Origin of the sequence: Faecalicatena fissicatena (assembly GCF_016900595.1) — a bacterium.
In the GTDB taxonomy this organism is placed as follows: Bacteria; Bacillota; Clostridia; order Lachnospirales; family Lachnospiraceae; genus Claveliimonas; species Claveliimonas intestinigallinarum.
The window spans coordinates 283,651-296,964 of the sequence record NZ_JACLYY010000001.1; the positions used below are offsets into that span (position 1 = coordinate 283,651).

The 13,314-nt window shown below is 54.9% G+C and carries 12 protein-coding genes; all 12 read right to left on the reverse strand.

Annotation, left to right across the window (positions count from 1 at the left end; translation table 11 throughout):
• Window positions 1-148 precede the first annotated feature (148 nt).
• The 12 genes from rpsO to H7U36_RS01490 all read right to left on the reverse strand — a co-directional run bounded on the left by rpsO (window position 149) and on the right by H7U36_RS01490 (window position 13,283).
• A complete protein-coding gene (gene rpsO, locus H7U36_RS01435) occupies window positions 149-415 on the reverse strand; it encodes a 30S ribosomal protein S15 (protein ID WP_033125523.1) in 267 nt (88 codons plus the stop codon).
• A 146-nt stretch (window positions 416-561) separates the two neighbouring features.
• Window positions 562-1,488, reverse strand: a complete 927-nt coding sequence (locus H7U36_RS01440; RefSeq protein WP_138303189.1) for a bifunctional riboflavin kinase/FAD synthetase — start codon at window positions 1,486-1,488, stop codon at window positions 562-564.
• A 36-nt stretch (window positions 1,489-1,524) separates the two neighbouring features.
• Window positions 1,525-2,412 (reverse strand): tRNA pseudouridine(55) synthase TruB, encoded by an 888-nt coding sequence (gene truB / locus H7U36_RS01445; protein WP_205147534.1) that lies wholly within the window; start codon window positions 2,410-2,412, stop codon window positions 1,525-1,527.
• Between the two features lie 3 nt (window positions 2,413-2,415).
• Window positions 2,416-3,396 (reverse strand): DHH family phosphoesterase, encoded by a 981-nt coding sequence (locus H7U36_RS01450; RefSeq protein ID WP_138303191.1) that lies wholly within the window; start codon window positions 3,394-3,396, stop codon window positions 2,416-2,418.
• Window positions 3,386-3,772: a 30S ribosome-binding factor RbfA gene (gene rbfA / locus H7U36_RS01455; protein ID WP_033125519.1), complete on the reverse strand. Its 387-nt coding sequence runs from the start codon at window positions 3,770-3,772 to the stop codon at window positions 3,386-3,388. Before rbfA ends, H7U36_RS01450 begins: the two co-directional genes overlap by 11 nt.
• A gap of 37 nt (window positions 3,773-3,809) precedes the next feature.
• Complete coding sequence (infB, locus tag H7U36_RS01460) at window positions 3,810-6,536, reverse strand: translation initiation factor IF-2 (RefSeq protein ID WP_205155618.1); 2,727 nt, start codon at window positions 6,534-6,536, stop codon at window positions 3,810-3,812.
• A 26-nt stretch (window positions 6,537-6,562) separates the two neighbouring features.
• Window positions 6,563-6,850 carry a L7Ae/L30e/S12e/Gadd45 family ribosomal protein gene (locus H7U36_RS01465; protein WP_081958003.1) on the reverse strand — a complete coding sequence of 96 codons (288 nt, stop codon included), beginning with the start codon at window positions 6,848-6,850 and terminating at the stop codon, window positions 6,563-6,565.
• A 10-nt stretch (window positions 6,851-6,860) separates the two neighbouring features.
• Window positions 6,861-7,115 carry an RNase P modulator RnpM gene (rnpM, locus tag H7U36_RS01470; RefSeq protein WP_275951593.1) on the reverse strand — a complete coding sequence of 85 codons (255 nt, stop codon included), beginning with the start codon at window positions 7,113-7,115 and terminating at the stop codon, window positions 6,861-6,863.
• Between the two features lie 32 nt (window positions 7,116-7,147).
• On the reverse strand, window positions 7,148-8,410 hold the full coding sequence (gene nusA / locus H7U36_RS01475; protein ID WP_205155620.1) for a transcription termination factor NusA: 1,263 nt from the start codon (window positions 8,408-8,410) through the stop codon (window positions 7,148-7,150).
• Window positions 8,411-8,427: 17 nt separating this feature from the next.
• Window positions 8,428-8,895: a ribosome maturation factor RimP gene (rimP, locus tag H7U36_RS01480; protein WP_033125515.1), complete on the reverse strand. Its 468-nt coding sequence runs from the start codon at window positions 8,893-8,895 to the stop codon at window positions 8,428-8,430.
• 208 nt (window positions 8,896-9,103) lie between these two features.
• A complete protein-coding gene (locus H7U36_RS01485) occupies window positions 9,104-11,344 on the reverse strand; it encodes a DNA gyrase/topoisomerase IV subunit A (protein ID WP_205147530.1) in 2,241 nt (746 codons plus the stop codon).
• Window positions 11,345-11,360: 16 nt separating this feature from the next.
• Complete coding sequence (locus tag H7U36_RS01490) at window positions 11,361-13,283, reverse strand: DNA gyrase/topoisomerase IV subunit B (protein ID WP_205147529.1); 1,923 nt, start codon at window positions 13,281-13,283, stop codon at window positions 11,361-11,363.
• Window positions 13,284-13,314 lie beyond the last annotated feature (31 nt).

Genomic DNA, 13,314 nt, shown 5'->3' on the forward strand with positions numbered 1-13,314 from the left:
AAAAACATATTTGCCGGGGCAACTGTGCTTTTCAGTGGTCTCGGAATTTATTCCTGCCCACAATCTAAGTTATTATATCATAGAAATGACTGACAGGCAAGAAAAAGGGACGCCCATTTTGGGTGTCCCTCTGTATCTTGCGATCCGATTATTTTCTCAGACCAAGTCTCTCGATCAGTGCACGGTATCTCTCGATATCTTTCTTTTTCAGATAAGCGAGAAGGCCTCTTCTCTGACCAACCATCTTCAGAAGTCCTCTTCTTGAGTGGTGATCCTTCGGGTTTGCCTTGAAGTGGTCTGTCAGGTCGTTGATCCTGGCTGTCAGGATAGCGATCTGTACCTCCGGAGAACCTGTGTCTCCCTCTCCTCTTCCATACTCAGCGATGATCTGTGCTTTCTGCTCTTTTGAAATCATGTTTCATTTCCTCCTTTTTCTGATACTTGGCCAGGCATTAAGTAATGGTCGGAGTCTTCCTTTTACCGAACGCCGGCTGTCTTTTTACCACTTGCGTAGTATAGCATATGCAGATGGGAAAGTAAACACTTTTTTACTTTAAGTTTCTACTTTGAGCCGGCGAAAAACTCTCTTCCGCAGGCAATATCCATGTCCACATGGCGCTTCATCTCCTCCACGTCCCGAAACCTCTGCTCCGGACGGCGGAAGGCCCTGAGCCTAATCTTCACGCGCTTCCCGTAGGCGTTGCCGCTGTAGTCAAGGAGAAAGCTCTCCACAAGCATCCTGCCGCTGTCCGTCACCGTGGGCTTGACGCCCAGGTTGCCGATGGCGTTGTACCAGCTTCCATCCACCTCCACCTGCTCCAGATAGACGCCGTTAGGGGGGAGGAGCTTCTCCTTCGGCGGCTCCACATTGAAGGTGGGAAAGCCCAGGGTGCGGCCCAGCTTTTTCCCGTGCTCCACCGTCCCCTCCAGCTCGTAGGGATAGCCCAGGAGTGTCTCGGCCAGAGCCATGTCCCCAGCCGCCAGCGCCTCCTTCACAAAGGTGCTGCTGATCTCCCGGTCCTCGTATCGCTCCTTGTCCACCACCTCGAGCTGATAGTCGTAGATATGCTGATAGGCGGCCAGCATGTGCACGTCCCCTCTCTTCTGATAGCCGAAATGAAAATCCGTGCCCACCACCACGTAGGCTGCCTGGAAAAGTCCGGCGATCACATCCCGGATAAAATCCTCCGCGCTCATCTGGCTGAAGCTCTCGGTAAAGGGGCAGCTAACCAGATAGTCCACCTGTCCCTCCAGATGCCTCTTTCTTTCCTCCTGTGTCATCAGCACCTGGTAAGGGCGGTTCAGACGCCGGCACAGGGGCTCCATGTCAAAGGCACATACAATGCTGTTCAGCCCGTCTGCCCTGCCGTATTCTGTTACTTTCTCCACAAGCTTCTGATGTCCCTTGTGCAGGCCGTCAAATTTCCCCAGCGTCACAGCGCTCCTGCCTGCCGCGCTGAAGGTCTCCAGTCCATTTATATACTGCATTGCGATCCCTTCTTTGTCCTCTGTCCTGTCCTGCCTCTATGGGCTGAAGAACATCTTTTCATTTTTGTAAATATGCTTTTTCTGCTGATAGCGGTACAGCGCAATGAACCGGCCCCGGCTGTCGTACACGCGCACCAGCTGACCGTCCTCCCCCTCCGGAAGGCGGAGAGGATTGCCGTTGTATAAAAGAGGCTCCAGGCGCTCTGGCACGTCCAGCCTGGGACAGTCCGCGAACACGCTGTCCACAGGTATGAGATGCTCCTCAAGCGTGCCCTCCTCCCTGTACCTCTCAAGCTCCGAGAGCCTTACGCTGTCCTCTATCCTGAAATGTCCCACTCTGGTACGCAGAAGCTCCTCCATGCATCCCCCCACGCCCAGCAGCTCCCCGATGTCATCGCAGAGGGTGCGGATGTAGGTTCCCTTGGAGCACTCCACCTCGATCCAGACCCGGGGCAGATCCACCTTCCTGATCTCTATCCTGTGAATCTGTACCTTCCGGGCTTTACGCTCCACCGTCTTTCCCTCCCGGGCCAGTTCGTAGAGCTTTTTTCCATCTACCTTTAAGGCGGAGTACATGGGAGGCGTCTGCATATAGTCCCCCAGGAAGCTCTCCACCGCTCTTCTGACAGTCTCCTTTGCAAGTCCCGAAGTATCTCTCTCCTCCAGGCAGGCCCCGGATATATCCTGGGTGTCTGTCCTTCGTCCCAGCAGCAGTACTGCCTGATAGGTCTTGCTTTTGTCTGTCAGCACGTCGCACACCTTGGTGGCCTTTCCCAGACAGACGGGAAGGACGCCCTCCGCATCCGGATCCAGCGTCCCTGTATGCCCGACTTTTTTCTGCCCGGCAATGCCTCTCAGCCTTGCCACCACATCGTGGGATGTGTAGCCTTTCTCTTTATAAACATTGAAAATGCCGTCCAACATGCGTTATGCCTCTTCTGTCTTCGTTTCTTCCGGTTCAAGCTGGAGGGCGATCTGCCCTGCCAGGTTGTTGATCACATCGTGGACTGTGCCGGGCATGGTGCAGCCGGCCGCCTTCACGTGGCCGCCGCCTCCAAAGTAGACAGCCACCCTGCTGACATCCACCTTCTCCTTTGACCGGAGGCTGACCTTGTAGACATTTGGCTCCTGCTCATAGAGGAAAATGGCCACCTCCACGCCCTTCGTGATCCGAAGCTGGCTGACGATTCCATCCAGCTCCTTGGGTGTCACACCGTAAAATTTCATCACCGCCTGGGAGACTGAGGAGAAAATGCACTGTCCATGCATAAAGACAATGCTCTCAAGAAGCGCCCGTCCCAGGATCTGGTTCTGGGCATAGCTCTTTTCACAATAGGTCCTCTCTATGATGGATGGCGCATCCACTCCCTTCTCCAGCAGGTCCGCCGCTATGCGGAAGGTCTCCGGCCCTGCGCAGGAATACTGGAACACGCCGGTGTCGTGCACGATCCCTATGTAGAGGGCCTCCGCGATCTCCTTTGTTATCTTTTCTCTGTCCAGGAGATGGAAGACCAGCTCCGAGGTGGAGCTTGCGTCCGGCACGATATAGTTTTCATCCGCAAAGGCCTGGTTGCTGATATGGTGATCCACACAGAAGGTCTGCGCTGCGCTCTCGAAGAGAGGGCCGGAGAAGCCCAGCCTCTCCGCATCTCCGCAGTCCAGACAGATAAACAGGTCGTAGGTTTTTCCCGGCTGCACCTGATGGCGGATATCCCCGGTCCCCTTCACAAAGGAGAAATGGGAGGGGATCTCCTCCAGGTACACGTCTGTCTCTATGTCTTTATAGTTGTTTCTCAAATACTGGTAAAGCCCCATGCAGGCGCCGACGCAGTCGCCGTCGGGCCGCACGTGTCCGCCTATTGCAACAGAGGTCTTTCCCTCCAGAAGTTCTGCCAGTTTATTCTGCATCCTCCGCATCTCCTTTTTGATCCATGCCTTTGGTTACGTCTGCTATCTTTTTGGACATATTGACGCCGTACTCAATGGACTGATCCAGAATGAACCGGATCTCCGGCGTGTTTCTCATGTTCAGTGTATGTGCCAGCTCCCTCCGGATATAGCCCTCCGCGCTTTTCAGGCCGGCAATGGTATCAGCCTGGGCCTTCTCGTCTCCCAGCACGCTGATGTAGGCCTTGCAGGTCTTTAAATCCGGGGCCACCTCCACAGCGACGACAGAGGTCCACGGCGCGATCCGCGGATCCTTGATGCCGCCCCTGAGGATGTTGGAGAGTTCCCTTAGCACTTCCGTGTTGACTCTTGTATTCTTAATGCTGTTCTTTCTCATAGATCTCTCTCCTTACTGCGGCAGCCAGACGGGAAGCCTATCTCGGAATCTCAACCATCTTGTAGGCCTCCACCTGGTCTCCCTCTTTAATATCATTGTAATTCTCAAAGACAAAGCCGCACTCGTATCCGGATCTCACCTCTTTGACATCGTCCTTAAATCTCTTTAAGGACGCAAGCTTGCCGTCGTAGATGACAACGCCGTCACGAATGATCCTCGCCTGACAGTCTCTCTCAAATGTTCCGTCCATCACATAGGCTCCGCCGATGGTTCCCACGCCGGATGCCTTGAAGGTCTGACGAATCTCCGCATGTCCCAGCACCTTCTCCTCGAAGACGGGATCCAGCATACCCTTCATGGCTGCCTCCACATCCTCGATGGCATTATAGATCACGCGGTACAGGCGGATATCCACTCCTTCTCTCTCAGCCGTCTCCTTGGCCACAGCATCCGGACGCACGTTAAATCCGATAATGATGGCGTTGGAGGCAGAGGCAAGGCTGACATCCGACTCGTTGATGGCTCCCACTCCTCCGTGGATGACCTTCACAACCACCTCGTCGTTGGACAGCTTCAGGAGGCTCTGCTTCAGGGCCTCCACAGAGCCCTGTACATCAGCCTTCACGACGATGCCCAGCTCTTTCAGATTGCCCTCCTTGATCTGGGTAAACAGATCGTCAAGAGACAGCTTGGATTTTGTCTCCTCCAGAAGCTTCGCCTTGTTCTGTGAAATAAAGGTGTCCGCAAAGCTGCGGGCCTCCTTCTCGTTCTTGCAGCCCACAAGGACCTCCCCCGCGTTGGGGACGTCGTTGAGACCCAGGATCTCCACCGGCATGGAAGGACCGGCCTCCTTGACCCGTCTTCCCTTGTCGTCCATCATGGCTCTCACCTTTCCGAATGAGCTGCCGGCCGCAACCGGATCGCCTACCCGGAGAGTTCCCTTCTGCACGAGTACAGTGGCAACCGGGCCTCTTCCCTTATCCAGCTGCGCCTCGATCACAAGTCCCCTTGCCCGGCGGTTGGGGTTCGCCTTCAGCTCCATCATCTCCGCAGTCAGGATGATCATCTCCATGAGGTCAGAGAGTCCCTCGCCTGTCTTGGCGGACACAGGTACGAACACTGTGCTTCCGCCCCAGTCCTCGGGGATCAGCTCGTGCTCTGCCAGCTCCTGCTTCACCCGGTCAATGTTGGCGCTGGGCTTGTCGATCTTGTTGATGGCAACGATGATCTCGACTCCCGCGGCCTTGGCATGGTTGATGGCCTCCACTGTCTGGGGCATCACGCCGTCGTCCGCAGCCACCACCAGGATGGCGATATCTGTGGAGTTGGCGCCGCGCATACGCATGGCGGTAAACGCCTCATGTCCCGGTGTATCCAGGAATGTGATCTTCTCCCCGTTTACCTCCACCACGTAGGCTCCGATGTGCTGGGTGATACCGCCGGCCTCTCTGTCTGTCACGTTCGTGTGGCGGATGGCATCCAGAAGGGAGGTCTTGCCGTGGTCTACATGACCCATGACGCAGACTACCGGAGGACGCTTCTTCATCTTCTTCTCGTCCTCCTCCTCTTCCTTGAGGAGCTCCTCGATCACGTCCACTACCTCTTCCTTCTCGCAGAGGATGTCAAACTCAAGGGCAATCTCCTCCGCTGTGTCATAGTCGATCTCCTGGTTTACTGTGACGATCTTGCCCTGCATAAACAGCTTCTTTATGATAACAGACGGAACGACCTTCATCTTGTCTGCCAGTTCCTGGATGGTCAGCACCTCAGGGATGACGATGGACTTGATCTGCTCTTCCTGCTTCTGCTCCTTATGCTGCGGCTTCTGAAGCTGGTTCTTGGACTCCTGCTTCTTGCCCTTGCCCTTTGTCATTCTGTCGTCCTCGTCGCCGCGGTAATCCTTCTTCCTGTAATCGTCCTTGCCCTTTCCCTTTGCTCTCTGGGGCTTCTGTCCCTCCAGGGCAGGCGCGGGGATAGAGGAATTCTTTCTGGGCTGGCGGTCCTTGTTGTCGCCAAAGCGGCCGCTCCTACCGTCACGGCTGCCCTGTCTGTCGTCTCTTCTCTCTCCCTCAAAGCCTCTGCCGGAGCGCTGTCCCGGCCTTCTGTCGCCTCTCTCGCCGCCGTCACGCCGGTCGTCTCTTCTGTCCTGAGAGGGTCTTCCCTGGGGGCGTCCGTCTCTTCTGTCGCCGCCTCTTGTCCCCTGAGGTCTGTCTGAACGTCCTGCCGGGCGCGCGCCGCCCTGGCTTCTCTCAGCTCCTCCTGCCGGACGTGTTCCTCCCTGGGCTCTCTCCGGTCTGTCGCCCTGTGGACGTCCTTCTGCCCTCTGTCTGTCGCTGTGAGCCCGCTCTGTCTGCGGCCTCTCCGGGCGTCCTGCCGGGCGCGCCCCTCCCTGGGCTCTCTCCGGTCTGTCGCCCTGTGGTCTTGCCCCCGGACGTCCTGCCTGCGGTCTCTCCCCGGGTGCTGCCGGACGCGCGCCGGCTCCCTTCTGTCCCTGAGCCCTTCCCTGGCGCATCAGGTTCTTTCCGTCGCGGCTGTTCTGAGGACGGAAGACATGGACAATGTTCTTCTTCCTGGGAGCCTCTTCCTTCTTTGGAGCCTCCTCCTTCTTCTTTCCAAATGCCTTTCTCAGCATCTGAGTCTCCTCTTCCTCCAGGGAGCTCATATTGCTTTTTACTGTTATATTTTTCTCTGCCAGAAACTCCATCAGCTCCTTGCTGGATCTGTCGAGCTCCTTGGCAAGCTCATACACTCTAATTTTCGACATGCAAATACCTCCTCTATGCAGCATCATTATCTTTCCGTATCCAGATGTTTCATGATCCCTTTTGCAAACCCGGCGTCCAGGACTGCCAGAGATGCCCGGAATTCTTTTCCCATGGCGTGGCCAAGCGTATCCTTATCCGCATAAAAACAGATGGGCACCTTGTAATACTCGCACATATTCCGGAATTTTTTCTTTGTATTATCCGACGCATCCCCGGCGACGATCACAAGCGCGGCTCTTCCTGTCTTTACTTCTTTCTCCGTACAGAACTCTCCGCTTGCCGTCTTTCCCGCCTTGGTCGCCAGTCCGATCATGGACAGGGCTTTACTTTGACTCACTCTCTCTCATCTCCCTTTCCAGCATCTCGTAGACATCCTGCGGGATTGCCTGCTTGAATGACCGCTCCAGCCCCTTCTGCCTGATGGCCTTTGAGAGGCACTCAGAGGAAGGGCAGATATAGGCTCCCCTGCCGTTCTTCTTTCCGGTGGCATCCAGCAGGAACTCTCCTTCCTGGGTCCTGATAATGCGCAGCATCTCTTTTTTACTCTTCATTTCCTGGCACCCCACGCATTTGCGCATGGGAACTTTTTTATTATTGCTCAAATAATCACCTATTCTTCTGTCTCGTGGAATTCTATGTCATCCTGGTCTTCGCTGTACGGCTCATCCTCCTGGTCATAGCCGTCGCCGTACTCCTCATCCTCTTCGCCGTAGCCGTCCTCTTCATAGCCGTAGTCATCGTAGTTCTCATCATAGCTGTCATCGTAGCCGTCCTCGTATACTTCCTCCTCGTATACGCCTTCGCCCAGCTCCATGTAGTTCTCCGGGAGCTCGCCGGACTCAATGGCCTGTGTCTCGCTCTTGATGTCGATCTTGTAGCCGGTCAGACGGGCCGCAAGCCTTGCGTTCTGTCCCTCTTTGCCGATGGCAAGTGAGAGCTGGTAATCCGGCACGATGACGCTGGCCGTCTTCTCGTCCGGGTCAGCCATAACGGAGATGACCTTGGCCGGGCTCAGAGCGTTCTCGATCAGGATACCCGGGTTCTCATCCCAGTTGATGATGTCGATCTTCTCGCCTCTCAGCTCATTTACAATGGCGTTGACCCTGGCGCCGTTCATGCCCACGCAGGCTCCCACCGGATCTACGTCCGGATCATTGGACCAGACAGCGATCTTTGTACGGCTTCCAGCCTCTCTGGCAATGCTCTTGATCTCCACGATGCCATCCTTCACCTCGGTGACCTCCGCCTCAAAAAGCCGTTTTACCAGCTCCGGGTGTGTACGCGACACGAGGATCTTCGGCCCCTTTGTGGTGTTTTTAACCTCCACCACGTAGAGCTTGATGCGCTCTGTGGGCTTGAACACCTCGCCCTTCACCTGCTCGTTCTCTGTCAGCATGGCGTCCGCCTTGCCCAGGTTGATGCTGATGTTCTTTCCGACATAGCGCTGAACGATACCTGTCACGATATCCTTCTCTTTCTCAAAATACTGGTCGTAGATGACCTTTCTCTCCTCCTCGCGGATCTTCTGAAGAATGAGGTTCTTGGCGTTCTGTGTGGCGATACGACCGAAGGATTTGGACTCTACCGGGATCTGGACCACATCGCCCAGCTCGTATTTGCTGTCAATGTTCTTGGCGTCCTCGAGGCTGATCTCCTCCACCTTGTCTTCCACTTCCTCCACAACCGTCTTCTCCTGCAGAAGCTTGTAGTCGCATGTCTCTCTGTCCATGATGACCTTGATATTGTCCGCCTTTCCAAAATGGTTCTTGCAGGCATTGATGAGAGAATTCTCAATGGCATCCATCAGTGTATCCTTGCTGATGTCCTTTTCCTTTTCCAAAATATTCAACGCTTCCAGTAATTCTGTGTTCATGTGTCTTTCCTCCTAAATTAAAAATCGAATGACAGACGAATAAGCGCGATATCGCCTTTCTCAAATGTTTTTAAGCTTCCATCTTCCATTTCTATCGTTACAGTGTCCTTATCATAATCCTTCAGGATCCCGGTGAATTCTTTCCTCTTATCCACCATCCGGTACGTGCGGACATCCACCTCCTGGCCAAGGCTCCTCTTGAAATCCTTCTCCTTTTTCAGCGGGCGTCCAAGTCCCGGCGAGCTGACCTCCAGGATGTAGGCCTCGTCAATAAAGTCCTTCTCGTCCAGTATATCTGACAGCTCTCTGCTGACCATCTCACAGTCATCCACATTGATACCGCCCGGCTTGTCGATATAGGCCCTCAAGTACCAGTTGCCGCCCTCCTTGACATACTCTACGTCCACCAGTTCAAATCCGTTCCTCTCCATAATAGGAAGAAGGATTTCCTCGGTCTTCTGTTCATACGCTTCTCTCTTCGCCAATGTAAAACCTCCTATCGTACCTGTGCGCCTCCCCGGCGCTGATAAAGACATAGATCCAGCGGAAAATATATGAAAAATGGAAAAGCTCCCTATCATATAAAGAAGAGTGAACTTTCGTCCACTCTTCTGCCGCATGCTTATGTAACTGGCATATAGTATAGCACTCCTTTTTCGGGAAATCAAGGGGTTTTACACAGATTTTTCCTAATCATCCCCGGTTTTTCACTCCCTGGGTGTCTCTCTTCCCGATCCGCAGCCGGTTCAGGGCCACCTCCTTCTCCCTGTAGATGGCCTTCGGGTCCTCCCCGTCCTCAAAGAGATAGGCGGCCTCCAGCTCGTCGTTCTTCCGAAGCTTGATGCCCCGGACGCCGACGGCGCCCTTCTTCTTCTCGGAGACCTCCTCCGCGTGGAAACGCAGGAAATAGCCGTCCTTTGTCTGCAACACCACGTACTGGTTGTCGTTGATCACAGCCACAGTGACAAGGGCATCTCCCTCCTGCAGCTTGGTGGCGGCTATGGTCCGCTTGGACACCTGGAACTCGGTTCCGGCCACCTTCTTGACCATTCCCTGCCTTGTGGCAAAGAAAAGCATGGCAAAGCGCATCTGCTCCGCGTCGCACATGTAGACGATCTCCTCGGCGGTGCTGTCAAAGTTGCTCATATTGTCTATGGGCTGGCCCTTATCCCGGAATTTTCCGTAGGGCACATCCAGCACCTTCACCTGGTGCATTTTTCCCGTATCTGTAAAGATACAGATTTTTCCTGTGTTGAGGCAGGTGAGGACGAACTTGTTCTCGCTGTCCGCCGCCTCCCGGTTTCTCTCATAAGTGGAGGTGTCCACGCATCTGGCGTAGCCAAAGCGGTCCATAAGGAAGACTACCTCCTGCTCCTCGATCTTCTTCTCCTCAAAGACTGCCTCTTCCCCGTTTTCCACGACGGTTCTGCGGGGCACGGCAAACTCCTTTTTGAAGGCGTCCAGCTCCTGGATGATCACGTCCGCCATGGAGTCGTAATTGTTCAGGATGTCCTCATACCGGGCAATGTTGGCAAGCGTCTCCTCGTGCTCCTTCATGAGGGCATCGATCTCCAGTCCGATGAGCCGGTACAGGCGCATCTGCAAAATAGCGTCCGCCTGCCGCTCCGTAAACCGGAGCATGGAGGCCATCTTTTTCGAGATCTTTGACTTGAATGTGATGTTCTCCGTGATCCCCTGGGTGAGGCAGGCCTTGGCGTCCTGGACATTCCGGCTGCCCCGGAGGATCTCGATGATCAGGTCAATGACGTCGCAGGCCTTGATGAGGCCTTCCTGGATCTCCTTTTTCTCCTGCTCCTTAGCCAGAAGCGTCTTGTATTTTCTGGTGGCCAGCTCGAACTGGAAGTCCACATGGTGCTCGATGATCTTCTTAAGGCCCATGGTCTCCGGACGGCCGTCCGCCACAGCCAGCATGTTGACGCCAAAGGTGTCCTCCAGCCGGGTTTTCTTGTAGAGCATGTTGGTCAGATTTTTCACATCCGCACCTTTTTTCAGCTCAATGACAATGCGGATGCCCTCCTTGGAGGACTGGTTGGAAATGTCCACAATGTCCCCGGTCTTCTTTGTCTCCACCAGGGCGCACACATCATTTAGGAACTTCCCGATGCCGGAGCCGATCATGGTGTAGGGGATCTCTGTGATGACAAGTCGCTGCTTGCCGCCCTTCATGTCCTCCACTTCCACCTTTCCCCGGATCTTGATCTTACCCACGCCGGTCTCGTAGATGTCCGGCAGGTCGTCCTTGTTGACCACGATCCCTCCGGTGGGGAAATCCGGTCCCTTCACGTATTTCATCAGCTGTCTTGTGCTGATGTCGCTGTTTTTCATGTAGGCCTTGACCGCGTCAATGACCTCCCCCAGATTGTGGGTGGGGATGCTGGTGGCCATACCCACCGCAATTCCCTCCGCTCCGTTGACAAGAAGGTTGGGGACGCGCACCGGCAGCACCTCAGGCTCCTTCTCCGTCTCGTCGAAATTGGGGACAAAATTGATCACGTCCTTGTCCAGGTCCTGGAGAAAGGCCATCTGGGTAAATTTGGCCAGCCTGGCCTCCGTGTACCTCATGGCCGCGGCTCCGTCCCCCTCGATGGAGCCGAAGTTTCCGTGACCGTCCACCAGCACCATGCCCTTCTTGAAATCCTGGGCCATGACTACCAGCGCCTCGTAGATGGAGCTGTCCCCGTGAGGGTGGTATTTACCCATGGTATCTCCCACAATACGGGCGCATTTCCTGTAGGGCCTGTCCCAGCGGATGCCCAGCTCATGCATATCGTAGAGAGTACGCCTCTGGACAGGCTTCAGGCCGTCCCGGACATCCGGGAGAGCTCTGGCAATGATCACGCTCATGGCGTAGTCAATATATGATTTTTTCATCAGGTCGGAATATTCTGTCCGTATGATCTGTTCTTCCGGCATCTTTCTTTACTCCCTTCTATATATCCAGCTCCGCCTCTGTCGCGTTTTCGTAGATAAATGCCCGGCGGGGCGGAACCTCGTTGCCCATCAGCATCTCCGTCACGCCGGAGGCCATCCTGGCGTCCTCAATCTCCACCAGCTTCAGGATCCGGGTCTCAGGGTTCAGCGTTGTCTCCCAGAGCTGCTCCGCGTCCATCTCTCCCAGTCCCTTGTACCTCTGCAAAGTAAAGGGGCCGTCGTGGGTCTTTCTGTATCGTTCCAGCGCCTTGTCATCGTAGAGGTACTCCTCCTCCCCCTTCCCCGGCATAGCCTTGTAGAGGGGCGGCATGGCGATATACACATGTCCCTCGTAGATGAGCTCCGGCATGAAGCGGTAAAAGAGCGTCAGAAGCAGGGTGGAGATATGCGCTCCGTCCACGTCCGCATCGGCCATAATAATGATCTTGTCGTATCTCAGCTTGGAAATGTCAAAATCGTTTCCGTACCCTTCCGAAAATCCGCAGCCAAAGGCATTGATCATGGTCTTGATCTCCGCGTTGGCCAGGATCTTGTCAATGCTGGCCTTCTCCACATTCAGGATCTTTCCCCTAATGGGAAGAATGGCCTGGAACATTCTGTCTCTGGCCGTCTTTGCCGAGCCCCCGGCAGAGTCCCCCTCCACGATAAAGATCTCGCATTTGGAGGCGTCCCTGCTCTCACAGTTGGCCAGCTTTCCGTTGCTGTCAAAGGAATATTTCTGCTTCGTGAGAAGGTTCGTCTTTGCCCTCTCCTCCGTCTTCCTGATCTTGGCCGCCTTCTCCGCGCAGGAAAGAACCTTTTTCAGGTTGTCCAGATTTCTGTCAAAATACCGGACAATCTCGTCGCCTGTCACCTTGCTGACTGCCTTGGCGGCATCCGGATTGTCCAGCTTAGTCTTTGTCTGTCCCTCAAATCTTGGATCCGGGTGCTTGATGGAAATGATGGCAGTCATACCGTTGCGGATATCCGCCCCGGTAAAGTTGGCGTCCTTCTCCTTCAGAATACCCAGCTCTCTGGCATACTGGTTCATAACTGTGGTGAAGGTTGTCTTAAAGCCGGTCAGGTGGGTTCCCCCCTCTGCATTGTAGATGTTATTACAAAATCCCAGCACATTCTCGTGAAATTCATTGACGTACTGGAAGGCCGCCTCCACCTCGATGCCGTCAGCCTCTCCTTTAAAGTAGACCGGCTCGTGGACCGCCTCCTTCTTCTCGTTCAGCTCCCGGATAAATCCAAGGATACCGTCCGGCTCGTGATAGGTGATCTTCTCCGGCTCAGCCCCCCGCTTGTCTTCATATATAATAGTAAGGGATGGATTGAGGTAGGCGGTCTCGTGCATACGGCTCTTGACCTCTTCCCCCCGGAATCTGGTCTTCTCAAAGATGGTGTCATCCGGGAGGAAATTCACCTTAGTCCCTGTCCTTTTCGTTTTTCCAATTTTGGGAAGAAGGCCGTCCTCCAGCTCCACCACCGGAATTCCTCTCTCGTAGCGGTCATGGTGGATATAGCCGTCCCTGCTGATCTCCACATCCATATAGGCAGAGAGGGCGTTGACTACCGATGAGCCCACGCCGTGTAGACCGCCGCTTGTCTTGTAGGCGGAGTCGTCAAATTTTCCACCGGCATGGAGAGTCGTGTAGACAAGTCTCGCTGCCGGGACGCCTTTCGCGTGCATACCCACAGGGACGCCGCGCCCGTTGTCGCTGACCGTACAGGATCCGTCCTTCTCCAGTGTGACCCGGATTTCACTGCAGTAGCCGGCCAGATGTTCGTCCACTGAGTTGTCCACGATCTCGTAGATCAGGTGGTTCAGCCCCTTTGTGGAGACGCTTCCTATATACATGCCCGGGCGCTTCCGGACCGCCTCCAGTCCCTCCAGCACAGCAATGCTGTCTGCATCATACGTGTTTTTGTTCGCCATGTTGCTCCTAATCCTTCCTCTCCAATTTCTG